21 protein-coding genes and 1 tRNA gene are annotated in these 26428 nt (G+C 60.6%); 13 read left to right on the forward strand and 9 right to left on the reverse strand.

Going from position 1 to position 26428, the window contains the following annotated elements; genetic code table 11:
* Nucleotides 1–111 precede the first annotated feature (111 nt).
* The 3 genes from AKL29_RS10020 to AKL29_RS10035 all read right to left on the reverse strand — a co-directional run bounded on the left by AKL29_RS10020 (nt 112) and on the right by AKL29_RS10035 (nt 5121).
* Nucleotides 112–1449, reverse strand: coding sequence for a hypothetical protein (locus tag AKL29_RS10020; RefSeq protein ID WP_152977506.1), 1338 nt, complete (start codon nt 1447–1449; stop codon nt 112–114).
* A gap of 894 nt (nt 1450–2343) precedes the next feature.
* Complete coding sequence (locus AKL29_RS10030; RefSeq protein ID WP_050384031.1) at nt 2344–4089, reverse strand: ATP-dependent nuclease; 1746 nt, start codon at nt 4087–4089, stop codon at nt 2344–2346.
* A gap of 21 nt (nt 4090–4110) precedes the next feature.
* Complete coding sequence (locus AKL29_RS10035; RefSeq protein ID WP_202814540.1) at nt 4111–5121, reverse strand: DNA cytosine methyltransferase; 1011 nt, start codon at nt 5119–5121, stop codon at nt 4111–4113.
* A 301-nt stretch (nt 5122–5422) separates the two neighbouring features.
* Between AKL29_RS10035 and AKL29_RS10040 the strand changes: the two genes are divergently transcribed.
* From AKL29_RS10040 to AKL29_RS10070, 7 genes are all read left to right on the forward strand, one after another.
* Nucleotides 5423–5857 (forward strand): very short patch repair endonuclease, encoded by a 435-nt coding sequence (locus AKL29_RS10040; RefSeq protein ID WP_050384032.1) that lies wholly within the window; start codon nt 5423–5425, stop codon nt 5855–5857.
* Between the two features lie 152 nt (nt 5858–6009).
* Nucleotides 6010–6237: a hypothetical protein gene (locus AKL29_RS10045; protein WP_050384033.1), complete on the forward strand. Its 228-nt coding sequence runs from the start codon at nt 6010–6012 to the stop codon at nt 6235–6237.
* A gap of 480 nt (nt 6238–6717) precedes the next feature.
* Entirely contained in the window at nt 6718–7347 is a 630-nt protein-coding gene (locus AKL29_RS10050; RefSeq protein WP_050384034.1) for a DNA-3-methyladenine glycosylase, read from the forward strand.
* Nucleotides 7347–8333, forward strand: a complete 987-nt coding sequence (locus AKL29_RS10055) for an agmatine deiminase family protein (protein WP_152977507.1) — start codon at nt 7347–7349, stop codon at nt 8331–8333. Before AKL29_RS10050 ends, AKL29_RS10055 begins: the two co-directional genes overlap by 1 nt.
* Before the next feature lie 162 nt (nt 8334–8495).
* Nucleotides 8496–9080: a hypothetical protein gene (locus AKL29_RS10060; RefSeq protein ID WP_050384036.1), complete on the forward strand. Its 585-nt coding sequence runs from the start codon at nt 8496–8498 to the stop codon at nt 9078–9080.
* Nucleotides 9081–9292: 212 nt separating this feature from the next.
* The gene (locus tag AKL29_RS41755; protein ID WP_152977508.1) at nt 9293–9994 is read left to right on the forward strand and encodes a hypothetical protein; all 702 of its coding nucleotides are present in this window, start codon (nt 9293–9295) and stop codon (nt 9992–9994) included.
* Entirely contained in the window at nt 9976–10287 is a 312-nt protein-coding gene (locus AKL29_RS10070; RefSeq protein WP_152977509.1) for a hypothetical protein, read from the forward strand. Before AKL29_RS41755 ends, AKL29_RS10070 begins: the two co-directional genes overlap by 19 nt.
* A gap of 199 nt (nt 10288–10486) precedes the next feature.
* Here the strand turns inward: AKL29_RS10070 and AKL29_RS10075 are convergent, their stop codons facing one another.
* On the reverse strand, nt 10487–11962 hold the full coding sequence (locus tag AKL29_RS10075) for a DNA cytosine methyltransferase (RefSeq protein ID WP_050384039.1): 1476 nt from the start codon (nt 11960–11962) through the stop codon (nt 10487–10489).
* Here AKL29_RS10075 and AKL29_RS10080 point away from each other — a divergent pair.
* A complete protein-coding gene (locus AKL29_RS10080; protein WP_202814541.1) occupies nt 11953–13260 on the forward strand; it encodes a restriction endonuclease in 1308 nt (435 codons plus the stop codon). The genes AKL29_RS10075 and AKL29_RS10080 overlap by 10 nt on opposite strands.
* Here the strand turns inward: AKL29_RS10080 and AKL29_RS10085 are convergent, their stop codons facing one another.
* Nucleotides 13261–13689 carry a very short patch repair endonuclease gene (locus AKL29_RS10085; RefSeq protein WP_050384040.1) on the reverse strand — a complete coding sequence of 143 codons (429 nt, stop codon included), beginning with the start codon at nt 13687–13689 and terminating at the stop codon, nt 13261–13263.
* Nucleotides 13690–13781: 92 nt separating this feature from the next.
* Between AKL29_RS10085 and AKL29_RS10090 the strand changes: the two genes are divergently transcribed.
* From AKL29_RS10090 to AKL29_RS10105, 4 genes are read left to right on the forward strand one after another with little or no spacing between them, the layout of a single operon-like run.
* On the forward strand, nt 13782–15275 hold the full coding sequence (locus AKL29_RS10090; RefSeq protein WP_050384041.1) for an ATP-binding protein: 1494 nt from the start codon (nt 13782–13784) through the stop codon (nt 15273–15275).
* Nucleotides 15272–18037 (forward strand): Z1 domain-containing protein, encoded by a 2766-nt coding sequence (locus AKL29_RS10095; protein ID WP_050384042.1) that lies wholly within the window; start codon nt 15272–15274, stop codon nt 18035–18037. The genes AKL29_RS10090 and AKL29_RS10095 overlap by 4 nt, the downstream gene beginning before the upstream one ends.
* Nucleotides 18034–19044 (forward strand): PD-(D/E)XK motif protein, encoded by a 1011-nt coding sequence (locus tag AKL29_RS46620; protein WP_082190536.1) that lies wholly within the window; start codon nt 18034–18036, stop codon nt 19042–19044. The genes AKL29_RS10095 and AKL29_RS46620 overlap by 4 nt, the downstream gene beginning before the upstream one ends.
* Nucleotides 19041–20885: an AIPR family protein gene (locus tag AKL29_RS10105; RefSeq protein WP_050384044.1), complete on the forward strand. Its 1845-nt coding sequence runs from the start codon at nt 19041–19043 to the stop codon at nt 20883–20885. Before AKL29_RS46620 ends, AKL29_RS10105 begins: the two co-directional genes overlap by 4 nt.
* 233 nt (nt 20886–21118) lie before the next feature.
* Here AKL29_RS10105 and AKL29_RS10110 read toward each other — a convergent pair.
* The 4 genes from AKL29_RS10110 to AKL29_RS10125 all read right to left on the reverse strand — a co-directional run bounded on the left by AKL29_RS10110 (nt 21119) and on the right by AKL29_RS10125 (nt 25739).
* Nucleotides 21119–21208, reverse strand: a tRNA-Ser gene (locus AKL29_RS10110).
* 549 nt (nt 21209–21757) lie between these two features.
* Entirely contained in the window at nt 21758–23209 is a 1452-nt protein-coding gene (locus AKL29_RS10115) for a trehalose-6-phosphate synthase (RefSeq protein ID WP_050384045.1), read from the reverse strand.
* Between the two features lie 202 nt (nt 23210–23411).
* Nucleotides 23412–24245 carry a trehalose-phosphatase gene (gene otsB / locus AKL29_RS10120; protein WP_050384046.1) on the reverse strand — a complete coding sequence of 278 codons (834 nt, stop codon included), beginning with the start codon at nt 24243–24245 and terminating at the stop codon, nt 23412–23414.
* 3 nt (nt 24246–24248) lie between these two features.
* Nucleotides 24249–25739, reverse strand: coding sequence for an MFS transporter (locus tag AKL29_RS10125; RefSeq protein ID WP_244481885.1), 1491 nt, complete (start codon nt 25737–25739; stop codon nt 24249–24251).
* 184 nt (nt 25740–25923) lie between these two features.
* Between AKL29_RS10125 and AKL29_RS10130 the strand changes: the two genes are divergently transcribed.
* The gene (locus AKL29_RS10130) at nt 25924–26292 is read left to right on the forward strand and encodes a DUF3175 domain-containing protein (RefSeq protein ID WP_082190537.1); all 369 of its coding nucleotides are present in this window, start codon (nt 25924–25926) and stop codon (nt 26290–26292) included.
* Nucleotides 26293–26428 lie beyond the last annotated feature (136 nt).

Raw genomic sequence — 26428 nt, forward strand, 5'->3', positions numbered from 1 at the left:
AATACAAGCCCGACATCAAGTCGAAACGGTTATCAGACTACCGGCGATCAAGGGGGACTCTGCCGGCGTTCAGCGTGAGGTTTGACACCTGTCAACACGGCGCGAGGATTCTCAGTCTTCTTCGTCTGCAAATGCATCTTCGTATTTGTCTACGATCGATCCATTCATATGCTCCAGATGAGGAAGCGAGTTCATCTCCTCCACAGCTGAATATGAGAGAAACGAACACATCCTATAGAGGGGGCCGCGCTCCAAGAGCGAGAACGTAGGCCTTAGGATCTCCTGCCTGACCTTCTCCCGCCTATCGGTTGGCGCAGCGATGTGTAATCGAATATCCATGTTCGGCTGTAGCGCTAGCAAATCTGCCATCCGCAAAAGTCCCGAATAGATCGCGGTCGTGTGTTCAACCTCGAAGGCTCGCGCCATCGAACGATTTTTCAGCCAGATGACATCAATCTGCTCGATCGTTCTTATTGTAACGTCATCGTAGTTGAGCGGTAGTTCGTCAAGAAAGAGCCCTCTCTTATCGACAGGTATCAAGGCAAGGATGTTCTGCCGATCATTGCGAGGCACCCAGATGCGAAAGCCCATCTTCGCACCAATGTGAGCGAGGGCAGCCTGGATACGGTAGGATTGGCGTGGTTCAGTTGCGTCGGCTGTGCTAGTTGATCCCGCCTTCTCGACGGTGTCGTCGGGGACCGTCACGATGACTTCGCTGTTCTCAGTTTTTATCTTCTTTCCAACAACTGCACTGACGCCTCCATGCTTTTTAATGGCAACAAGCCAATGGCAGTAGATATCAAATAGGTCACTTGGCCGGGCGTCGATCTTAGTCGTCTCTTGCATGAAGGACGATAGCTGAGCAACAAGCGCGCGGCCCGCTTCATTCGCGGCTGCGTAGCTCGTAAGCGGTTGCTTGAAGTTGCTGTCGGTTAGATAGTTTATTACTTTGCGGCTCTTGTTGTTGATGATCAGGAAGCAGTCAGGGCTTATGGCATTCAAAATTGGGCTCATTTGCCCAGTCTGGAATCCCTTCGTGTACTGCATCGCGACAAAATCCGAACACGCTGCGTCGAGCGATCGAGGATCGTCCGCACAACGAGCAACAAATCTGAATATGGCTCGCGCGATATTTGGCCAATCCTCCCTGCGGGTCCACCCAACCCCTTCGAACCAGTCTTTTATGTCACCTTGAACTGTAGGCGCTATGTGAATCCAAGCTCCAGAAGCTCGATGCGCGGCAGAATTAGTATGAGGCAGCAGACCGCGCAGAACGCTGTCTGTAACGTCACCACTCATCGCCTTGATAGCCTCAAAATTCTTCCGACCCGTCAATCTACCTTCGTCATAGAATCGTAAGTGCTTCTCGCCTTCGCTAGTGCTCAGGTAGTGTTTGGCAAACTCAGAGAACAAAGATCGAAATTCTTCATCTTTACTTTGTGAAATCATTGCAGGTCCCCGTGGAGCGGCGGTGGGCGAAAACGTTCGACGGAAGGTTAGCGTTGATTGATTCCATCAAGACCGAATCATTAATTGCAACTTCAGCATCGCCTTGCGCGCGGGCCTATCGAGAGCCCCGAACTCCGGGAGGATACTCATGAGTCGTGGGCGCCAAAAGCGACTAGCATCGTACTGGCGGTCGATCTCCGATTTCAGGTCATCAGATCGAATGATGCTGAAGGATCGTGAGAAGCGGGCGTAAAAATCAATAAGTCGATGTTCGAACTCAAACACCTTCATTATTTTGTCTCGCTACTATTGGTCGTTTGCCCGAATGTGTGGGCGAATTAATCTTGGCCGGGAAGACCTTTAATGGGCGTAGCGCTATTCTGCCAAGCGGTCAGGCAAGGCAGCCGGGGCTAGACAATCATAGGTGTCCTGACGAACCTCCTATCGGTAGATAGGCTATTCTGTCCACGCGGGGCCCTCGAATCAACTATCTCGAAGCACCTCCGCACCCCCTCATGAACCCCACCTCAATGGGCTCGGTCACGCGCGGTAGTTTGGAATGGCTCGCACACCGGTTGCCCCCACCTCGGACAATCTCCAGACCTTGATCAAGTCAAAGCCTAGCATCTGGCTTCACCCGATCGTAGGCGGCCCGCCTTCAGGCATTGGCGTATCAGACGCCGGCGACGTCACGAGGTGAAGAGCGAGGCGGCTCGCATGCCGTCCTCGCTTGCGTGCTCCTCCGCTTCAATCGAAGGAAACTTCCTGCTCGCGCTCGCCAGCGCATTTGGCCGCCCGATTTCGGCGGCGGTGCCAATTCTCAGACGAGGTCGTCGAAATCCATGTCTCACCTTCCCGGCGTCGGATCGAGATCTACATCAATGTCTGGCGATTCTAGCCGCTGATTTCCTTGGAGTGGTGGTGCAGGAATTCGCGCAAGATTTTGGCGAGGTGTTTGACGTGTTCGTTGTCGGCGCCCTTGTTGGCGATGATGAAGCTTACGTTGGCGGATAGCGATACGGCGTCGGTCTTGTGACCTCGACTCTCCATTTCCTCGATCAGTTTCGACTTCGCCTTTTCGTTGGTGAGCTCAAGATCTGGCGAGCCCAGAAGCGCGCGCAGGAGAACGAGTTCCGGACATACCGCGTTCAGGAATCTCACCCGGGCGCTGGCCCATTTTAGATACAAAAGCGCCTGAGCGGGGTCGGACCCGTGATGATCGGGGGACGTCCCGAACTTTTCCTTGATCCAGGCCGGCAGAGCGTCGGTTTCGGCCTGCGTCATTTCGTTGAAGTCGGGATATTCGACCGTCTGGTCGCCATCGAGGATCACGTAGAAGTGCTGCTTCGTACTGATCCAGACTGGAATGTCGTGCGCGAGAATCGACGATGCACCTGCCGGAGGAGTGTGCAATCGGATCGTCTCGCGTTCTCCCTCGTCCAGATGCTTTAATGCGAGGTCCACCATTGCCCTGAGCAGGTCGTCTTCGACCGCGATGTTGAGGAAATTCCCCACCGCGCGCCCGAGCCGGTTGAAGGCGACCTGCGGGTGAGTGACCGGGACGATCCGGCATTTCGCCCCGTCGGTCTCTTCAAGAAGTTGGACGGCCTGAGTGGGAAGAAGTTCGACGATCGTCGGCGAATGCGTGGACATGACGATCTGCAACTGCTTCTGCCTCCACAGATGCAGGATAAAGGTCAGGAAGTTCCTCTGGGCGCCAGGGTGCAACGAGGTCTCGGGTTCGTCCAGGAGGACGAGGGAGTTTTTCTCGCACGCGAGAAGCTGGATCACCGCCCTGACGATCGCCAGTTCGCCGCTTCCTGCCGATGCCTCCGAGTATTGGATTCCCCGTCGCTTGAACACAACCGTCGGACTTTCGCCGACGCCGAGCAGGCGATGTCGAACGTATTGCGCGCTGTCGTACTCGCGTCCCAGGACGAAACCGATCCATGCCAACTCGTCGGGAGTGAGATCCCGGTTTTCGTAGACCGACTCCCGGCTACCCAGCTTGTAGCTGGCGCGGCGCAGTCTGACGACGGTGTTCAATCTGTCCGCCCTCCGGACGTAGTCGTCTTGCTTCTTCTCCAACTTCTGGCCGTCTTCGAAGTAGAAGAAGCGATCGAATGCGCTGAACTCGGCCTTGAAGTTGATGTAGAGGGGAGTGCGAGTGACGGGATTCCAGCGCTCAGCCGTTCGATATTCCTTTTCCCTGGCCTCCATCGGGCCGAGAACTGTCATGCCGTCGCGTGCCAGAGCGCGGGCCGGCTCCCAGTAGCCGTGCCGCTTCGTGCCCAAGACCTTGCGGGTCTGTACGAAAGTCTTCAGCTTGGATATCCAGTGCTCATACCAATAGCTCGGAGGATCCTTCCCGGCCGCTATCGGATCGACCGCTGTCGAAAACCAGAATCGGCTGGTGCTGTAGCCGCGAGGCATGCCCCAGAGGGCATGCAGGATCGAACTCTTGCCCGTGCCGTTGGCACCGACGATCGCGGTTAGCGGAAAGCGAAAGACCAGCTTCGTCCCGGGCTCGATGTTCTTGAAGTTCGTGAATGTCGCTTCGCGGATGAAGCCGTCGGTCGGCCTTTCCGGATCGAACTTCTTCGCTTCCGATAGCAGCTTCTCGAGGTCTGGAGGATTCATTTCGGTGTCCGACGCCCGGGATTACAGCAGTGCCCGCGCCTGTTGCCTGATGAACGGGGGAGGCAGCGCGTTCCCGATCATGAGGGCCAGCGTTTCCTTTCCCAGCTTTGCGTCGAACTTGTAGGTCGGCGGAAAGCCCTGAAGGATTGACGCTTCCCGCAAAGTGATGGCCCGATCCTCCTCGGGGTGGAGGAAGCGACCCTTCGACGGATTGGAGCACCCCGAGGTGATCGTGGGAGAGACGTCGTCCCACGCCATGCGTCCAAATACGTCGTTGAAGCCCTTGTAGTCCCGATGGCAGGCGGGCCGCAGCTCACGCGGGAGGCTCGACCGGCTACCGCCGTCTTTGGGAATGGCGGCGATGAGGGATCTGACCTTCTCGGACCTTGCCTCCGGCAGATCGTGAAGAAGGTCGCCGCTTGCGCCGGCCTTCGGCAGAGTTCCGATAGCGTCTCTCACGGTTACGCGTCGGTTCGACGGCTTCGCCATCGATGGCGCTTTGTCCATCGAGGCGATGAGGATCAGCCTGGTCCGACGCTGCGGAACGCCGAATCTGGACACGTCCAGCACGCTCCATTCGTACGTGTAGCCCAACCGCTCGATGTGCTGCCTGAAGGCGCGGAATCGCGGATAATCGGCTAACCCCGGAACGTTCTCGAGCATGAGATTCTTGGGCCGCAGCGCCTCGACGAACAGAGCGAAGTTGTCGATGAGCATGTTCCGCTCGTCCGCCCGCGCCCCGCGCTTGTTCTTCCGGCGTATCCTCGAGAATCCTTGGCATGGCGGGCAGCCCGCCAGTAGATCAAGCTCCCTCGGGCGTAACCGCAATCGGCGCATGATCTCATGTGGATCCGCCTCACGGATGTCGTTGTCGAGGAAGGTCACCTCCGGATGGTTGGCGCTGTAGACTTGGCGCGCCTTTTCGTCGATTTCGATCGCGCCGATCACCTCGACGCCGGCCTTCTTGAGACCAAGGGTCAGCCCTCCGCAGCCGCTGAACAGGTCAATCGCCCTACGCTTTTTCTTGGCCAAGATATTGCCCCGCGCTACCGTCCATCCTGGACGCATCCGGAGGTAGTCTTGCCATTGATTCGGCAAAGGCAACAGGGAGTTGTCGTGCTTCCGTCGCTGGATTTCCATATCCCGATCATGGATTTTTGTGCTGGTCGGCTAATCAGTCCCCCTAGGCCCGGCTGGCAAAAAACTGCGAGACTCATTCTTCCCCATTTTGATGACGAAAAGCGAGCGCGCGCGTGCTTCAAGGACTCATCTGCGCCGACTTGCCCTTTCGTCCGAGACGGCTGAAGTTCAATGAAGGCTGAGTAGAACTGTCATGGCCGACCCGCTTACCGAAAAGCAGCGTTCGATTCTGATGTCCCGCGTCCGGACGAAGCATACGGCTCCGGAGCTCACGGTCCGCAGCGTTGCCCATCAGGCCGGGTACCGCTTTTCGCTCCATCGTAAGGACCTGCCGGGCACGCCGGACATCGTCTTCCCACGGTTCAAGTCGGTCGTGTTCGTCCATGGCTGTTTCTGGCATCAGCACAAGGGATGCTCGAAATCCACACAGCCGGCGACCCGCAGAAATTTCTGGACGGCAAAACTCTCGAGCAACATGTCCCGGGACGCCGACAACAGAAAAAAACTTCGCAAGATCGGCTGGCGCGTTCTGGTCATCTGGGAATGCGAGATCCGTAACCGAGATCTGCTCGCCGACAAACTGAAGCGCTTCTTGGATAAGTCAACTCCTGGCTCTCGAGTCCGGTGAATCGGACCTCCCGAAGGCTACGGGGATAAAGGCGGGCCTGCGAACGAGCGCAACTCGCATATCCCGGCAGACAACGCATGCAGGGCTTTTCGAAAGTCTGCGGTTGGGCTGCTGCCTGGTAGGATTTCCCGTGCGAGCAGGGAAAGCGACGAGTGGACGCAGATGATACAGCGCCGGGGGCCAAGGGGACCGACTGGACGGCCGAGCAGGTTGCCATTGTGGTCACCAACTATTTCCTGATGCTCGAACGTGAGCGCGCCAGCGACAAGATCAACAAGGCCGAGCTCTACCGGCGGCTGGCGCGGGAGGTAGGACGGTCCGAGAAGTCGATCGAGTGGAAGCTCCGCAACGTGTCGGCTGTTCTGGAGGAGTCTCGATGATCTCGTCTTTGGCGTGGTCGAGGCCGGTCGTCTCGGTGTCGAGCAGAATGCCGGTTCTGACCGCCTGCCCTGCTGTCGGGATGTAGGTCGGTCGAGCGACCAAGCGGCGCAGGACCCGGTAGTCGGGCGATCGGCTCAATGCCTCGGCCATTGCAGCCTGGGAGGGCGGTCGGGCCGGCCCGCTCAGGGTGGCCTCCGAATCCTAGGGACGCGGCCCTTAAGGGCTCCCGCACTTCGTTCGACGTGGATCCCTCGGGTCTTCGATAGTCCGGCGCGAACGCGGCCGAGCAGGCCGGCAAAGTCGGCCCCCTCGCCGCCTTTGCTGACTGAGCGGGATCGCTCCCGCCGCGCATCGCTTTTATTTATTATAAGATATTGATTTATAAGGATTATTTGACTGGAAACAGATTCCGGGCTTAGGATCGCGCGCGTTGGCCGAAGCGTGAGCGCTGTGGCCCGAATTGGAAAGGAGATTTCAGCATGATCCGTTTTTTCGACCGCGAATATGTCCCGATGGAGCCGGATTTTCTGGCCGACCTCTCCTGGCTGGTGGGCCCCCGTATGATCGGAACGGTGCTCGCCATGGACTATCGGGGCGCCCGCGCCGCGCTCGCCCTGTCGGTGCTCGAGGCCTACGACGAGACCGAGGGCGCCGTACACGGGGCGGACACCCAGCGCCTCGGCCATGGCCACGTCTACGTCCATCCCTACGATCGTTCCGGAATGTTGGCCATGGACATCGTCTGCGGTCCCAAGGGCCGCGCCAGTTCGCTGCTGATCCGCGAGGGCATCCCCGTTTTCGGTTTGGAGGCGATGGCGAGGCGCCGCAGCACCGATCCGGCCGCGGACCACCGCATCCGCACCCGCGCCAAGGGCTACGAGAAGATCCTCGCCAAGGGCCCCTGCAACGTGGGCGAAGCCTTCGACATCCTGCCCGCGCTCGACGGAGCGTGGCTGTTCGACAGACCGTTCCGCCTCTACCGGCCGGTCGAGCCGATCGTCGACATCGAGGTTGGAACGCGCATCAATGTCGGCACCGACGCCCACCTGCCCTGGCGGTGGAAGTGGCGCAATCCGCCGGCGCCAGCGGGATCCGAGACCGCGGCCTGATGAAGGAATCGACGCTCAGCATTCCGGCCGATTTCGAGCCTCACGCGAACACCGTGATGTCGTTCGCGGTGCACCGCGAATGGGGCTCCGACCGCGAGCGCGTCGAGGACGAGCTCGAAGCTGTGATCCGCGCCATTGCCGAAGACGAACCGGTGACGCTGCTGACGCCGCCCGATCTCCTGGGCGCCGTGCGCTCGCGCGGCCTGCCGCCGGAGGTCGAGATCGTGCCGGCACCGGTCGACGACATCTGGATGCGCGATATCGCCCCAGTCTTCGCCCACGGCCCGGACGGCATCGTCGCCATCGATCTCAACTTCAACGGCTGGGACAATTCGTGGCGTCGCCCCTCGCGTCCGGGCGACCGTCTCGCGCGTATCTTCGACTTCGGCGTGCCGGTCGTGTCGACCCCCTTCGTCGGTGAGGGCGGCGCGATTCTCTCCGACGGCAGGGGGCTCGCGATTGCTACGCGCAGCTGCCTGCTCGGGCGCAATCCGCACCTGACGGAAGCCGATCTCTCGGCGGCGCTGGCGGCGCTCGGCCTCAGCACGATCCTCTGGCTCGACGGCGACCCGAAGGAGCCGATCACGTCCGGTCACCCCGACGGCTATCTGGCCTTTCTGCCCGACGGCGGTCTTCTGGTCGAGACCATCGACCCCGGCGCCGGCCACCGCGGTCGCCACCGCGACCTCATTGCCCTCCGCCGCGCCTCGGCCGAGGGCATCGTCGGCAGACTGCGCTCCGTCGCCAGCGCGGGCGAGCGATGGCTCGAGTTGGCCGATGATCTCTTCGCCGCGACCTACGTCAACCTGTTCGTGACGCGCCGCCAGGTGATCACCGCCCGCTTCGGCGATCCATTCGGCGACGGCGCGGCGGAGCGCACCCTCGCCGCCTGCTTTCCCGGCCGGCGGATCCGCATGCTCGATCTCAACGGGATCCTGCGCGGCGGCGGAGGCGTCCGCTGCCTGACCCAGCCGGTGCCGGCCTAGGGAGAGACGGTCCGTTCGGCGCGCCTTTGACCGCGGCGCCGGGTGCGACGAGCATCCCCGAATTAATTCTTCTTTCGGCGATTGCTCCACTTCTGCGGAATTGCCGATTTGTCTTGATTCCGCCCAAATCCGAGCGCGAATGGAACCTGTGGGAACCGCGCGATGGCCGAGATTTATGGGCTCTTTTCCGGTCGGGACGGCCTCGTCCGCTATGTGGGTGAGACCGGAGGCGCTCGCGAGGATCGATTCCGCGAACACATCAAGTATAGCGGTGGCGCATTGCGCCACTGGTTCCAAGAGGAGTGGCGGCAGGGGTATCCGATCCGTTGCGTGGTCCTCCAATGGTGCAAGTACGAGGACCGGTTCGACGTTGAGACCGCCTGGATTAACAAGTTCCCCGGCCTGCTGAACGAGCGCAAACATTACTCCTGGTCGAGCAGGAAGCCGCCGTGCGTGCCGGCGATCGTCAAGCATATGCGGCGGTATCGCTACAACGTTGGCGGCTTCCGCGGGGTCCACTACGACGTGCAAATGGACCGGTATTTCGTACTCATCTGGCCGAGTTGGCGGCACGGTTTCGAGTGGGCGCGCGGCGACGAGGCGCCCGGCCTTACCGCCTCGCAGGGCGGGAACATCTGGTTCTCGGATCGCACCCGCGCATTGGTCGCGCGCGACAAGCACCGCCGGTCGTCGCTGAAGTACCTGCCCGACATCCAGCAAGAATTCGATCCCGATCCCGAATATTGAAACGGCATATTCCACCGTGACCTTACGACACATCCCCTTGGAGCAGATTGACCAGTCTCATCTGCAGGGCTTGATCGACGAGCCGGTCTCGGAGAGCCGCGACATCGAATAACAAGCGCGGCACCTACGGCAACGCGGATCGCGACATCGGCGAATTTCTCGCTGACATCTCATCCTTCGCGAACACCGCAGACGGCGAGATCATCATCGGCATGGACGCGCAGTCTGGCGTCCCGACCGCTTTCGCTCCCCTGCAGCTCGATGCCGACGCCGAAATCCTGCGTCTAGAAAATGCGGCAAGGTCCGGATTGCAGCCGCGCATTTTCGGGTTCGCGGCCCATGCCGTTCCGATTGCAGCCGGTGGAAGTGCATTGGTGTTTCGCGTACCACGCAGCTATAATCAGCCGCATCGCATCGTTCGCCAAGGATCGGGGGCAAGTGCGAGCCCAATGTCGACGAGCTTCGGACGCTGTTCCTACGCGCGCCCCGGCTCTCGGAGCGAGTTCGCGATTTTCGCTTCGATCGGATTGCGAAGATCGTCGCCCGCGACGTGCCGATCCAGCTCATGGGCGACCATCCCTTCATCGTGCATGTCGCGCCGCTTGCGTCATTCGAGGGCAGGCAAGACTTTTCAGCTCAAAATGGACGAGCATCCGCAGCACCTGGTCTCCGCGTTCCCGCCAATCGGCACGGAGGTCGGGCAGGTTCGGATCAATATGGACGGCTGCTTGGTGCTGTCCAACCTCGGCTCCGATGGGCGGTCGCACCGCGCATATGTCCAGATTTACCGCAGCGGGATCGTCGAGGCGGTCGATTCACGATTGGTGATGGGCGAGGGCACGGGCGAAAGTCCTTTTCGCCTCACGTCTATCCGGATGAAAGCAAGATCGTGGCGGTGTCGTACAACTACCTGAGCGCACTACAAGCCCGCGGCGCGATACCGCCATTTGTCGTTCTAGTGAGCTTGATCGGTGTCAAAGGTCTACCCTACTCTTTTGCCATGGAGCGCGGCATCTTCGAGGACGAAGCAGGGATCCTCGATCGCGATCAGTTCCATTTCTCCGAGGTGATCATCGAGGATGTGCCAGACGATGCATACGAGTACGCGAGGCTGATTCGCCCGCTGCTCGACCAAACCGCCAACGCAGCCGGCCGCGCGACCTCGCCATCATTCGATGCTCAGGGGCGCTTCCGCGTCCGCATCTAACGTTGCGGGCCAGCGTTCCACCTGCCTTGGTCAGAAGTGAATTGGTTTCAGTCGGCTTTACAACTTGAGAGCGAAATCACTTATGGTTTATGTTGCGGTCGGACAGGTCTCGACGGGAAAAATACACCTGAGCCACGGAACTCCCGATCAAGAAGCTAGCAATACGCGGGTTGCTATTCTTTTCGAACTCACTGATGGTTTATTCGGCCGCCACCTTCGCGGGCGACAAGGTGTTTCGGAGCGTTGAGACAATCTCCAACGCAATCTCACGCGCCAACACAGGCGGCACCGCGTTTCCGATCTGCCGAAAGGCCGGGTTCATGGTTCCGGCAAAGACAAATCCGTCAGGAAACGATTGCAGCCGAGCCGCCTCTCGAACCGTGATGACTCGCGCTTGGTCGCTGTCGTAATGGATATGCGTATAGGTGTCTTTGCCGATGTGCGCGGTAAGCGTTCGAACGGGCCCGTTAGCCTTCAGCTTCCACCAGCGGTTGGGAAACTTTGTCGGATCGTATGGGGGGACCATAGAATCGCGAAGCGACCGCCATTGCGCGCTCGAAGGGGAGAATCCGCGCCGCTTTGCCGCCGATTGAAACAACTGCATCGCCACACGATGCGCGGCGGGATATTCGTCGCCAGACTCCATGGCTTTGAAAATTCGAGAGTCGCGCGGTAGATAGCGCAAAACGTGGTCGTAGATTCCATCGCGGGCCTTGAAGTTTGGCCAGGAGCGCATCGACCGGGCATACGTTGACAGATTGTCCCAGCTCGTTCTGCGGTAGCTCACTGCCTCCGTAAAGCGTCGAGCACCCCGTTTTAGTTTACCTTCGAGATGGGCGGTAATAGGCGGCAGGTCGCCGATGGCCTCGCGAGCCGTGACCGCGTGCGGAAGTTCTTCGTGGCCGGTATCCGGCTTGACGAAGGCATATCCCACTGAGGCATTAATCAACTTCAAAGAGACGGCCCGAGTTCCAGCGTAGCCAGGCGGAAGATCGCACTTGTGCGTCGCTCGGGGGAAGTGAATGGCCGCATCAAGCTCCTTACGGTACGCGATCATGTAGACGCGGTCTCGCATCTGGGGAACGCCATGATGTGTGGCGTTGATCAGCGAATAGGCGGCCTCGTACCCCATGCCATCAAGAGCATCGACGATCTCCTGCACGACGTTGTGTCCACCATAATTGAGAATGTCCGGTACATTCTCGAAGAGGATCGCGAGCGGCTTCAGGCGATCGACGTAATGTAGATACCGCAGGTACAAATTCCCTCGCGGGTCGATCTTGAACGCGCGGGGATGATCGGCAACCTCTCGCAATTTTGCCCTGCCAACGCGGGCATACGCCTGGCAGGGAGGTCCACCTACGATAATATCGATGGCTTCAGCAGTTTTGCCGAGTCCGAATTCCGCGACGACGTCCTCAGGTTCAAGCGAGGCGACGTCACGGGGTCTGGCGTGGTGTTCGATAGTCTCCTTCGGCGCGTCCTTGAAGAAATTGATCGCGTGCGAGCGGGCGGCTAGCGCGTCGATCTCGAGCGCCGCGGCAATGTCACAGCCGGCCGCCCGGAATCCGAGGCTCAGGCCGCCGCAGCCCGCGAATAGGTCGAGGACCCGCGGACGCGCCTGTGGATTGCTGAGCCGAGCGCATTTGGCGGCGACGGCAAAGGATGATTTCATCGACCAACGATTCCATGAGACGAAACGGGATGCCGGCGCAACTTACCAGGTTCGGCGGACATTGCCAGGCCGTCGCATCAGAAATAGTCGGGGAGCGGCAGTTGGGAGACGCGGGGAAGTCGGTCTCGTTCGACGAGCTTGGAGCGGCCGACCTACACGTCGATGCCGTCTATCAAAGTGGTCGCTCGGGCAATGCGGGCGATGATCCGTTCCCTCGCCTTCTTCGAGTATCCAACATGGGCGGATTCCGCTACCGCGGCACGCTTGCCGCTCTTGAGATGGTCGTGCTCACCTCGTCCATGGCCGACGCCAACTGGCCCGATGAACTCGACCGTGAAACCGGCGTGTTCACGTACTACGGCGACAACAAGCAGCCTGGTCGAGCCCTTCACGCCACGCCTCGGAACGGCAATGAGCTCCTGCGTCGTATCTTTGCCGCCGCGCATGAAGGAGACGCAGGCCGGCGCAGCGTTCCGCCGATCTTCGTGTTTGGGAATACCGGAGAGTGGCGAGATGTAATGTTCCTCGGGCTCGCCGTCCCGGGTACTTCCGAGCAGCAGGTCGCTGAAGACTTGGTTGCGATCTGGCGGACTGCAAATGGTATGCGCTTTCAGAACTACCGCGCACGGTTCACGATCTTGAATGCTCCGCTCATTGAACGGAGTTGGATCGAGGAGGTGATCGCTGGCAACCCACACAGCTCACACGCGCCGCAGGCTTGGATCGATTGGGTGGACAAGGGCCGATACAGAGCACTCAAATCCACGCGCTCGATTGAACACCGAGTCAAGGTTGAGCAGCTTCCCGCCAGTGCCGAAGACCTCGCCATTATCCGCGAGGTCCAACAATTCTTTGAGGGACGGCCACATGATTTCGAAAAGTGCGCCGCAGCAATCGCCCGGCTCATGTTGCCGGACATAGCGGAGCTCGACTTGACCCGTCCATCGCGCGACGGGGGAAGAGACGCGATCGGCAAGCTGCGCCTGGGCCATGGGATCGCCTCGATCCTCGTCGACTTCGCGCTGGAAGCGAAGTGCTACGCCCTCGATAACAGCGTGGGAGTGCGGGAGATGTCCCGTCTGATCTCGCGGCTGCGGCATCGACAATTCGGAATGCTGGTCACAACGAGCTACGTCGATCTACAGGCATACCGCGAAATCAAGGAAGATGAGCACCCGATCATCGTGATCGCGGCGGCTGATATTGTTGGCCTCCTTAGGCGACACGGGCACGGAGACGCTACGGCCGTGCGCGCTTGGCTTGAGCGCGAGTTTTCGGGCCCGAGCGTCGAGCACTAGCTACCGCGCGCCACCGCGGCGGATGGAACTGCCTGGCGGACCGATCTCTCTCGCCAGGCGTCTCCCGAGCGCAGCCATATCGCTCAACTGGCACTCCCAGACAACGACCACGCGCCAACCTCCCACCTCTAATTCGCGCCTCGTTCGTTGATCCCGCGTAATATTGCCTTCAAACTTGCGTTGCCAGAACTCGGGACGGGTCTTGGGTACGTATGCCAACCCGCAGTCATGGCGATGCCAGAAGCAGCCGTGCACAAAGACGGCGACCTTCCTGCTGCGAAACACAATGTCGGGCTTCCCTGGAAGCTCCCTTGCGTGGAGCCGATAGCGGTAGCCGAGCGCGTGCAGCAGCCGCCGCACGGTCATCTCGGGGCCGGTGTTGCGGCCCCGAATGCGCCGCATGAGGGCGCTGCGCTTCTCCCGGCTCATGATGTCGAACCGAGGACTCTGCTCGCCAACGCCTGCAACCCCTGGTACGTTGGGTTTTCTTTGTTCCCGTGGGGCTTTCCTAGTTTTTTCCCGTGCCAACGCGCGCCGTACCACCATCCGCAGCCGCTCTCGTCGGCTCCCTTCGGGGGGTCGGCTATTCGCTTGAGACTGCGACCGCCGACATTCTTGACAACAGCATAGCTGCTGGCGCGAAGAGTATCGAGATTCAATGGGAATGGAACGATGGAGAGCCGGTTGGATGGATTCTGGATGACGGGTCCGGCATGCCTGCCGACCGCCTCGTGGAAGCCATGCGTTTCGGTGGCATCGGCCCGGAGGCCGAACGGTCCGCAGAGGACCTTGGCAGATTTGGGCTGGGCCTCAAGACCGCGTCGCTTTCGCAGTGCCGGCAGTTGACGGTCGTCTCCAAGACCCGTTCGGGCTTGGAGTCATTTACGTGGGACCTGGATCAGCTTCGCAAGAACGGAGGCGGCTGGGACCTGATCGAAGGCGATGCCGGACTCCCCCGTGAAATCCTCGATGAACTAAAGTCGAATAAGTCTGGCACGCTCGTCATCTGGCGCAAGGTCGATTTTGGCCGCACCACCGATCGGCCGACCTACGAGTCATTTCTCGCGGATCTCCAGCGCGTCGACGCGCACCTGGGCATGGTATTCCACCGCTTTCTCGCGGGGGACGCCCGCGCACTCAAAATCAGCCTCAACGGCAGTCGGGTGAACGCTTGGGACCCATTTCTGGAAAAAGACGAATCGATCATCCGAAATCCGGAACAGCACATAACCGGCCCCGGAGGCAGCAAGGTCCGCGTCCGCGGTTTCGTCCTACCGCACCGGGACCGCTTTCGCAGCGAGATCGAATTTGAGAAGGCGGGCGGCCCAGACGGTTGGACGGCTCAGCAGGGCTTCTATGTGTACCGGCAAAAGCGCCTCCTGTCGGCGGGAGGATGGCTCGGCCTCGGTGGAAGCCGCGCATGGACCCGCGACGAGACCAGCCGGCTCGCCCGCATCCGGATCGATATTCCAAACACGGCCGACCATGACTGGCGAATCGACGTGCGCAAAGCAATCGCGAGGCCACCGGATGCGATCAGAAAGCCGCTCCAACGAATAGCGGAGGATGTTCGCCGCAGGGCCCGCGAGGTCTTCGTGCATCGGGGGCAGTATGGCAGTCGGCAGAAGGCAACCGGTGTATCGCGGATTTGGCAGGTAAACCCGGGGGGCTCGAAGCGGCGGTACACCGTCCGGCGCGACCACGAACTTGTCCAGATGATCAAAGAGCGCATCGACAAACCCGGTTACGATCTGCTTGAGGGGCTTCTCGACCTCATCGAGCGGACCGTTCCCGTCGATCGCGTGTGGCTTGATGTGACCGAACGTGGGGGCGTCCCCGACGGGGAGGTCGACAGCTCCGAACTCATCAGCACCGCGCTCTCCATGGCGAAGATGATGGAGCGAGCGGGTCTCAGCCAAAGCGAAGCTGCTGCACGGCTCTCGACAATGGACCCATTCGACAAGGTCGACGACATTGAACAAAAACTGATGCGGAAGCTGGGGGCGAAGCGATGAGTTCGGTTGAAGACGCGATCGGGTCTATGGCCCTGATGATGCTCCGGCAGCGTCATCCGGATACGGCGGTCGGTAGAGAGGAAATTGAAAAGGCAGTGAATGACTGCGCGAAACTCCTCGCGGCGGACATCTCGGCTGAACAGATCGCGGCGATCTTGCGGGAGCTGGAAACGAGGCTGATCGTCAAGGTCGGGCGGCCAACGAAGCTCATTGACGAGCGGGGTCACGTTCCCTGGTATTTCGGGGATCGAAAGGAGGGCCGAAGATTCTTCAAGCGGTACGGCGATTTCCTGCTCCAGGATCAGGGCTGGCCACCGGCTGCCATCGATGCGATCGACCTTTCAACCGATCTCATCATGGAGCAGATCGAAGATCCCAATCGTGATGGTCCCTGGGATCGCCGAGGACTAGTCGTCGGGCATGTCCAATTCGGCAAAACGGCCAATTACGCAGGACTCGCGAGTAAGGCGGCGGATGCCGGCTACAAGCTGATAATCGTGCTCGCCGGCATGCACAACGCACTGCGGCAACAGACACAGCGTCGCATGGACCGCGACTTCCTGGGGTACAACACCACCCCGACAAGTGGTGGGGTCGGCTTCACACGGATCGGTGTCGGAGAACTCGACAAGAGCATCCATGCCGAGCATCTCACCACGCAGGCTGCCAACGGTGACTTTAATCGCGCATTCGCAGACAATCTCGGAATCGGTGTACAGCAGAGGCCGGTGCTTCTGGTCGTCAAGAAGAATGCCCGCATTCTTGAAAATCTGAACAACTGGGTCAGCGAGGTTTTGGCGCCTCGCGGCGACACCGAGGCTCGCCCCCTCCTCCTTATTGACGACGAGGCTGACCAAGCGTCGGTCGATACCGGCGAACAACAGTTTCTCGATGACGATACTCCCGATCCCGAGTACGAGCCGAAGCGGATCAACGGCCAAATACGACGGCTTCTCGCTGCGTTTTCTCGCTCCGCCTACGTCGCGTACACGGCGACCCCATTTGCGAACGTGCTCATTCACGATGCCGGCGCCACGGAGGAACACGGAGATGACGTGTTCCCGCGCAGCTTCATTATTAATCTCCCCTCGCCGTCGAACTACGTCGGACCGAGCCTCCTCTTTGGGATTGACGGCAGCGGAAGCGGTGACGCGCAGGAGCCGCTCGATGTTACGCGGGACGTTGACCAGGACGAGGAAGGCTGGATCGCGGTCGACCACAAGAGGGGCTATGCACCTCGGTATCAAGGGGAAGATTGCATCCCGCCGTCCCTCGAAGATGCCATTTTGAGCTTTGTGCTCGCGTGCGCTGCCCGTGCCGCGCGTGGCCAGCGCAACGTGCACAACTCGATGCTGGTGCACGTCTCACGCTACAAGGACGTGCACCAGGCGGTCTTCCGACAGGTTGACGAATGGTTCTCTGACGTAAAGCGCAAGCTGAAGTATCGAGCGAAGAAGAGAGATCCCATACTGGATCGTTTGCGGGAGCTTTGGGAGCGAGATATTGCGCCCACATCCGCAGCGATCAGGGCATCGGAGATCGGACAATCCCTCCCCGCGACGGAATGGGCCGATGTTGAACGCGAGCTTTCGTATGCCGCGGACAAGATCAAGCCGCAGGTGGTCAATAGCGAGATTCGAGATGCGCTCGATTATGACGGCAATGCCGCACAGGGACTGAATGTCATTGCGATCGGCGGCGACAAGCTCTCGCGCGGCCTGACTCTGGAAGGTCTGACCGTCAGCTATTTCCTGCGCGCGTCAAAAATGTACGACAGCCTCATGCAGATGGGGCGCTGGTTCGGATATCGACCTGGCTACGTTGACCTTTGTCGGATTTACATGACGCCCGACCTGCGGCTGTGGTTCCGCCATGTAGCCACCTCGGCAGAGGAGCTGCGCGAACGCCTCGACCACATGGCGATGATCGGCGCTACGCCAGAGCAGTACGGCCTCAGAATCCAATCCCACGACATCCTGCTCGTGACTGCGCCGAACAAGATGCGTCACTCGCGCGAATTTCAGGTCTCGTTTCAGGGCGAGGCGAAGATACAGACGGTCTTCTTCAACGATCAGGCAACTAATCAGGCCAACGCCAATTCGATCACAAGCTTTCTGGATCGGCTTGGGCCGGCGGACGAGCCTCCAAAGCAGGCGGCGCTTAAATCCACCGATGCGCGTCGCGTATGGAAAGGTGTGGCCGGTGCGGAGGTAGCAAATCTTTTGGCATCCCTTCTGTTTCCGGATGAGGCTCGAGACGTGAATGCCGGCCGACTCAGTTCGTACATTCGCGAGCAACTGGGCGCGGGAGAACTAACCGATTGGACAGTCGCAGTCCTCAGCGGCAGCGGCGAACCGCTCGCTGTAAACGGGTGGACCTTCACCACCATCGAACGCGCTCCTTTGCCGCGCGGGGAAGCGTCCGGGCGGTACGTGGTGAAGACCGTTCTCTCACCTCGCGACGAGGCGATTGATCTTGATCAATCGGAATCCGCTCGCGCTCTCGCCGCGACGAACCAAAAGCGTGCCGACGCCGGCAAGGATGAAGCGAGCACGCCGGACGGTCCCGAGATTCGAAAGGTCCGCGGCGAAAATCCGAAGCGAGCCCTTCTGTTGCTGTACCCGCTATCACCCAAGAATGCGAAGCTTGATGGGATCGATGTGCCTATCTTTGGCGTCGTTGTGAGCTTTCCAGACTCCCGCAGTGGCCGGTCGATCAGGTATCGGTTCAATACCGTCGAACAGCGGCTCGAACCGGTATGACATCCATTCGGGACGAGCTGGCATCGAAATGGGCCGAGGCCGCGAGTGCGAAGCCAGGCGATCGCGAATGGAGAGCGGTTGCCCTCTCCGTGCCCGCAACGGTCCGCTTCCTGGCCGGCATTCGAGAGCCTGACGGCCGGATCGCACTCCTTATCGAGGCCCCTCTCAGTGCTGCGCCGAGTGCGCCGCTCAGAATATCAGCGGAAGGCGTCAGCCTCAGCGATCGACGGGATGCAGCGGTAGGACTGGTTCGTGTCGCCGTCGCGCTGGAGCGCGAAGCTCTGCGCGACGTTTTCGAAGTTCTCGCGGCCGATCTGGTCGAAGTCGTGAGACAGGCTGCGACGCCCGTTCAGGCCGTCGCACTCGGCGTCTCGCGGCTTGAGGCATGGCAGGCCTTTCTGCGCTCCGGCCGACGCGGGCTTTCGCGGGAAGAGCAGATCGGACTTCTTGGAGAGATTACGATCCTGGAACTGCTGGGCGCCGAGATCGGGTATGAAGCCGCCGTCGAATGCTGGTTCGGTCCGCTGGATGGTATCCACGACTTCAGCAGATTGGGCATCGGTGTAGAGGTCAAGGCGGTCGCGGGCGGGGGAAATCTCGTCCGAATATCGCGCCTGGACCAGCTCGATCGCAGAGGCCTCTCGACGCTTCTCATCGCACGTCCGCGATTCCAGGAGGCACCGGGGGGACGCACCGTCTTGACGGCAGTGCGCGATGTCCGCGATGCCCTGGATCGATCGGCGGCCGGCGTAAGACCGGCGTTCGACGATCGACTGCTCAGGCTCGGCCTGGTTGAGGTGGATCGCCAAGCATCTCCTTTCTCATTTATCCTTCAGGATCTCTACGGTTTTGAGGTAGGGGAGAACTTCCCACGATTGACTGGCCTCTCGGTACCGCAGGAAATTGTGGATGCGTCCTATTCTCTGGACGAAAGACTACTAGGCGGCTTTCTTATTGACGGTGATGGTTTATCTCGATTTCTCAGAATGATGGGCAGAACCTTATGAGTGATGAAGCGCTCGATACTTTCGCTCGGGAACTCGCGGCAGAGGTCGAGGAAGCGATTCGCTCCGGAGACAACAGCATCTATAGCGAGGAGGAATTTACGCGCATCGTGCTCGACCGTCTCGGTGATGAAGGAGCTATCGAGAACCCGACCCTTCTTTGGCAGGAGGGCAACTTTGCACGCACGAAATACAAGATTACCGGATATTCGATTCCGGATGACGAAGAGCGCCTCGTATTGGTGACGACCATCCACACGGAGGAACTGCCGCCGCGTGCGCTCAATCGAGACGAGATGCTGACTGCACTGCAGCAGGCGATGAAATTCTACGAATGCAGCTGCAAAGGGCTTCATACAAAGATTGAGCCATCGAATACCGATGCGAGCGAGCTCGCGCGCCACATCTTTGAAGCTCGCGAAGAGATCGGTGTCCTTCGGATTGTGCTGCTTTCGGACGGGCTGACAGGGCTCAGATCGATTGACCTCAAGAAGGCATTCGACGGCACGCGCATCATCGTTGATCTCTTCGGCATCGAGCGGCTTCAGCGCATTCTCGGAGAAGGGCTGCGCCGCGACGACATCGTTGTGGATTTCAGCGCCGATTTTGGCGGCCCCCTTCCATGTCTCAAAGCTTCCTCAGGAAGCGCCGACTATGATGCATACTTGGCTTCGGTTCCGGGCCCGCTGCTCGCCGATGTTTATGAGAAATACGGCACCCGACTGCTCGAATTGAACGTGCGCGCGTTTCTCGGGCTTCGCGGTCGCAAGAGCGTCAACGCTGGTCTTAGGGCGACAATTCGCGAACTCCCTCACCGCTTTCTGGCCTACAACAACGGCATCGTCGCCACCGTCGATGCGATGGAGGTAGAGGATCACGGCAACGGTCAGTTCGGTATTAAGTCGGTCCGAGGCCTCCAGATAGTCAATGGCGGTCAGACCACTGCAAGTCTGCATCGTGCCAAAAAGCAGGACGGGGCTGATCTGGATGCGATCTCAGTCCCCGCCAAGATCATTTGCGTGGGCGGCGGCGCAGACTTGGACGAAATGGTCGCCGCGGTCTCGAAATCCGCCAACAGCCAGAACACGGTCCAGCCGGCGGACTTTTCAGCGAACGACCCGTTCCATGTCGCTGTCGAGAAGCTGGCCAACAATACCTGGCTGTCCGATGGCAAAGGGCGTTGGTTCTACGAACGCGCTCGCGGCAGCTACGGTGCTGCAGAATTGAAGGCTTCATTCGCCGCGGCACAAAAGCGGCGATTTGCGCAGGAAACGCCAAAAGAGCGCAGGTTTTCGAAGACCGACCTAGCAAAGTACCTGAATGCTTGGGAAGGGCAGGCGCAGCAGGTCAGCTTCGGTAACCAGAAGAACTTTCAATTCTTTATGCAGAGCGTGAAGGATGAGCATCCAGACGGATTCGAGCCGGATGCGGCGTGGTACAAGGCCTTCGTTGCTAAGGCGATCCTCTTCAGGACGACTCAATCAATCGTCAAGGCAAAGAAGTTCGCCGCCTTTCAGGCCAACATCATTGCCTATACAATCGCTTGCCTTTCGTGGGCGACCGGTGGGCGCTTAGATTTCGACATGATCTGGACGCGGCAGGCGATTTCGCCCGAACTCTACAAGCTCCTTGAGAGCTGGGTGGGAAAAGTCGACAAAGCGCTCCGAAAGACTGCGGGCAATCGCATGGTGAGTGAATGGGCAAAGAAGGTTGATTGCCGCGACGCTCTCCGCGAACTGTCTTTCGACCTGCCCGACGAGCTTCCACCGGAACTCGCCAACCGCAGCGCTGCCGCCAAGGTTTCAGGTCGCTCGAAGGTCCAGCAGGATGAGCTAAGGCCGTAAGTGGCCTACCCCTCGGAGGCGAAAGCTATTATTACACGCACGCCGGAATCGTAGTGCTTGGGCCGTGGGGTCAAGGAATAATTTCCTACAAAGACATAGCACGCGGTTGCGGTGTAGCTTTGGAAGCCACCATTCAAACGACCGTGAAGGGCAAAATCTGCTGAGCGAACCGGGAATACATCCGGGAGTCAATTGCCATAATCTGGAAATACTACAGTGTATTCAAGTTGATATGGCGGAGAGAGTGGGATTCGAACCCACGGTACGGTTTCCCGCACACACGCTTTCCAAGCGTGCGCCTTAAGCCACTCGGCCATCTCTCCGGGAGGCCCTCTCTTGAAGGGCTGAGGCGGATTTTGCAAGGGAGCGCAGGCCGGGAGCGCGAAATTTCCACAACAGATTGAAAACATTGGGTAAATTGATAGCGATGGCAGCCGCGCGCCGCGGGCTTGCGCGCGGCCGTGCGCGCTTTTGGCCGGCCGCCGGTCAGGGACCGGCGCAAATCAACGAGTGCATCCGATCAACCCGCCGTTTCGTCATTCCGGGGCCTGCCGCCGGCGAGAGCCGGGAATCTATTGGGGCGCCTCGCTCGTGGAAGAATGGAGTCCGGGTTTTCGCCTTCGGGAGCCCCGTCGCGAGCATGCGAGGTTATGACCACTGACCGCGCAACACACTCAGCGTCGTCCCTTCCTAATGCGCAATTGCGCACGAAAGCAGCGACCCATAACCACAAATGCCGATTGTTGCGCAATGCTGGTACGACGAGTCCCATTCACAACATCCGCCGCGGAGCATGGGGCCCTGCTTTCGCAGGGACGACAGAACGGCGGATGGGCGAACCAACGCACCCACCCTGCATCGTCATGCTCGCCTCAGTGATATCGCGCGGCAAGATCCGCCGTGCGGCGCGGCCACAGGGTTGGTGGCTCCGGCAGCGCCGCGTTTCCCGCATTGTGCGTATCCTGCAGCGCCTCGATGAAATCGGCGAACCATTGCTGGATGGTGCCGCTGTTGAGCTTCTCCATCATCGCTTCCCAGCGCATCCGCCGCTCGGTCAGCGGCATCGCGAGCGCAATCGCCAAGGTGCGCGCCATGCCGTCGATGTCGTGCGGATTGACCAGCAGCGCGGCGTCGAGCTCGTTCGCCGCACCGGCGAATTTCGACAGCACCAGCACGCCGGGGTCCGCCGGGTTTTGCGCGGCGACATATTCCTTGGCGACCAGGTTCATGCCGTCCTGCAGCGGCGTCACGACGCCGACCTGCGCGGTGCGGTAAAGGCCTGCGAGCACGCCCTGGCCAAAGCCCTTGTTGAGGTAGCGGATCGGCGTCCAGTCGACCTCGCCATGCACGCCGTTGACGTCGGTGACGAGCTTCGCCACCTCGCTCTGCAGATTGCCGTAGGCTTCGATCGCGCCGCGCGAGGGCGTTGCGATCTGCAGCAGCGACACCGAACGTTTCAGGTTCGGATGCAGCGTCCACATCTTGTCGAACGCCTTGATGCGGTTGACGAGGCCCTTGGAGTAGTCGAGCCGGTCGACACCGATCGCGAGCTTCTCGCCGTTGAGGCTGCGCCGCAGCCGCGTCACGTCGGGATGCGTCATCGCCTTGGTCGCCTGCTGCGCGAACTTGCCGGGATCGATGCCGATCGGAAACACCGCGGCGCGGGTGCGGCCGAACGACGAATTGATCACGCCGTCACGCAGCTCGAAGTCGAGATCGTGCTGCACATAGCTCAGGAAGTTCTCGCAGTCCTCATCGGTCTGGAAGCCGATCAGGTCATAGGACAGCATCGCCTCGATCAGCTCGCGATGATTGGGCACGCCCGCGATCACCGCGCGCGCCGGCCATGGCGTGTGCAGGAAGAAGCCGATCGGCTGCGTGACGCCGAGATCGCGCAACTCGGCGCCGAGTGCGAGGAAATGATAGTCCTGGACCCAGAACACGGAATCCGGCTTGCGGAAGCGCAGCAACGCGCGCGCCATGAACGCGTTCACTTCGCGATAGCTCGTGTAGTCCTCGCGAGACGCACGAATCAGATCGGCGCGCGAATGCATCGCGGGCCACAGTGCCGAATTGGCAAAGCCTTCGTAATAGCCGCCATAGTGCGCGGCCGGCAGATCGAGCATCGCCAAGGCGCCCGCCCCGAGCGCTTCGACCTCCGCGAAAGGTTCCTTCAGGTTCCCGTCGCGGACGCGTCCGCTGGAACCAACCCATATTGCCCCTGTCTTTTCCACCACCGGCAATAGTGCCGCAGCCAGCCCCCCCGTCATGGGTTCATTGGGTTTTCCGCGCGAGACGCGGTTCGATACGACGACGAGGTTCACCAGGTCCCCTCCTGTTGGTCAACTCGCGTATTAACAACCATTCATCAAGATGGTTCCTGATCAAGGAATCTCCCAATTGAAACCAAATTCTGGCGAACACGCACGGAACTCGCGGGAACTCGCGAAAAGAAAATTGCGCGCGAGGTTGACGCCACGACGCAAAAGCACCGTATTCGATTCGGCTGCGATGAATGCGTCTCGGTTAGGACAGGCTAACGTCCCTATCAACGTCGAGCAGATGCGCCAGGAATTCGCGCACGTCGCTCGGTCCGTCGAAATGTCCGGCGACGCCGGTTGCGCGACGGCCGACGGAGAACGCGAGACCGTTGAAATCAGGCATGATCGCGAACACGGTCTCGTCGGTAACGTCGTCGCCGATGAAGAACGGACGCCGTCCCCTGAACGGCTCATGCGTCATCAGCTCGAGCACGCCGGTCGCCTTGGTGAAGCCGGAATGCTTGATCTCGCAGACGCTCTTGCCCGGCAGCACCTCGATCGGCGCATTCGGCAGCTCGGCGCGGATCAGCGACACCGCTTCATAGATCGCCTTCTCCGCCTGCGGCGCCAGCCGATAGTGCAGCGCCAGCGAATAGCCCTTGTCCTCGAGCAGAATGCCGGGGCTGAGCTTTGCGATCGCGGCAAGACGGCGCTTCAATTCCTTGTCGAGCGGCGGCGCGTGTGCGGCGACCGCCTCGCTGTCCGGCTGCAGCCGCATCTCGGCGCCGTGGCCGCCGATCGCGGGAAACACTTCCGGCGCGAAGATCAGGTCGATGTCGTTGAGAGAGCGGCCGCTGACCAGCGCCAGCGCGCCGTGGCTGCGCTCATGCAGTCGCTTCAGCGTGGTCGACAGTTCCGGCGGCACCCAGACCTCGCGCGGCGTCGGCGCGAAATCGAGCAGGGTGCCGTCGATGTCAAGCAGCACCGCGGCCTGGTGGAGCGGCGGAATCAGCGACGCCGGCGTCGGCACGCTGTCCGTCTTGGCGTCAGGGGCGATGTCATCATCCATGGGCATTTCGGCCACGTCATGCTTCGTCATAGTCTACTCCACACATGCCAGTGGTCGCGCGACAGATTCGAGCGATTTCCGCTCGGCCGCGACGGCATAGCGCCATGCGACCGCCGCGGCGACCATCATGAGTGCCGACCCCAGCAGGTAGCCGGCAAAGACGCTGTTGCGCGATCCGGTGTCGATCAGCACGCCGAACAGCGCCGGTCCAATCACGCCGCCAATGCCGGTGCCGATCGCATAGAAGGCGGCGATAGCGAGCGCGCGCACCTCCAGCGGAAACGTCTCGCTGACGGTGAGATAGGCGGCGCTCGCGGCCGGCGAGGCGAAGAAGAAGATCACCATCCAGGCGATGGTCTGGGTCTGCGCGCTGAGCACGCCGATCGAGAACAGATAGCCGGACAGCGCCAGCAGCACGCCCGAGATGCCATAGGTCAGCGCGATCATGGTGCGGCGGCCGAGTGTATCGAACAGGCGGCCGAGCAGCAGCGGCCCGAGGAAGTTGCCGGCGGCGAAGGGGAGGATGTACCAGCCGACATTGCTGGCGGCGACACCGAAGAAGTCGGTCAGGATCAATGCGAAGGTAAAGAAGATCGCATTGTAGAAGAACGCCTGCGCGGCCATCAGCGTAAGCCCGACCAGCGAGCGCTGCCGATAGGTGGAGAACAGCGTCACCGCGACCTCGCGCAGCGGCGTGTGATCGCGCATCCGGAGCCTGATCTTCTCGAAGTCTGCGCTCGACTGCTCGCGGCCGAGCACGGAGGTCTCGATATCGGCGACGATCTTGTGGGCGCGGTCGGGATAGCCGTGGATCATCAGCCAACGCGGGCTTTCCGGGATCCACATCCGCATCAACAGCACGATGAGGCCGAGCACCGCGCCGGTGAAATAGGCTATCCGCCAGCCGTGGTCCGGCGCAAGGAACGCGGGGTCGAGCAGGATGATGGCGCTCAGCGCACCGATCGCCGCCCCGATCCAGAAACTGCCGTTGATGACGAGATCGGTCCAGCCGCGATAGCGGGCCGGCACCAGTTCCTGGATGGTCGAGTTGATCGCCGTATATTCGCCGCCGATGCCGGCACCGGTGAGAAAGCGAAACAGCGCGTAGCTCGCGACATTCCACGACAGCGCGGTCGCGGCGGTCGCCGACAGATAAAGCGCGAGCGTGATGAAGAACAGCTTCTTGCGCCCGATCCGGTCGGTCAGCCAGCCGAAACCCAGCGCGCCGAGCACGGCGCCGGCGAGATACGCGCTGCTGGCAAGACCGACATCGGCATTGGAGAAGTTCATCGTCGGGCTGTCCTTCAGCGCGCCCGACAATGCACCCGCGAGCGTCACTTCCAGCCCGTCGAGGATCCAGGTGATGCCGAGCGCCAGCACGACGCGGGTGTGAAAGCGGCTCCAGCTGAGATTGTCGAGCCGGACCGGAATCGAGGTCTCGATGATGCGGTCATCGTCCGGCGTGACCGGAGCCACGGCCTGTTGCGTCGTCGCGGAACTCAACTGTGTCGGCTGCACTGTCATCAGAATCGACCAATGAGAAAAACCCCGGAACGATCCGTTCCAAGGTTCACTCACCCGGAATTGCGGCAAACGGAGTGCCCGCCACGCGGTGTCAACGCCGCAGGCCGGCAAGGGTTCCCGCAATGCGGCATAGGAACCGCGATCGCAGCGAGCTGTTCTCGGCTTAAAAGACACGGAGGCATCGATGGCCGCACACAAGAAAGCAACGCGCAAGACGGCAAGGACATCACCGGCACGGTCCACGAGCACGACGCGTCGCAGGCGTGGCGTAAGCAAGAGGACGGCGAAGCGCTGGTCGCAGCGGGTGACAAAGGAGAGCGACGCGCTCGACCTCAAGCACGGCGTGTTCAAGCAGACCAGCGCGAAGAAGATCGCATCATCGCTGAAGCGATCCGCCGAGCACAGCGCGCGCCGCAAGAGCGGCGCCTACCGTTCCGCGCTCTCGATGCTGACCTTCTATATCAACCGCGCCGGCAAGACGCTGCCGAAGACCGAGCGGTCGCGCCTGGAGCGCGCCAAGGTCGAGTTGAAGCACCAGTTCGGACGGGATTAGCCGCATCATCTCGCCAACCAACAGCGTCGTCCCGGCGGAGGCCGGGACCCATACGCCGTGGCCATCGGAAAGGGCAAGCGGCCAGTGTCCGTACGCCAACGAACGGTGGTGGTTATGGGTCCCGGCCTGCGCCGGG

It is taken from the genome of Bradyrhizobium pachyrhizi (assembly GCF_001189245.1).
Taxonomy (GTDB): Bacteria; Pseudomonadota; Alphaproteobacteria; order Rhizobiales; family Xanthobacteraceae; genus Bradyrhizobium; species Bradyrhizobium pachyrhizi.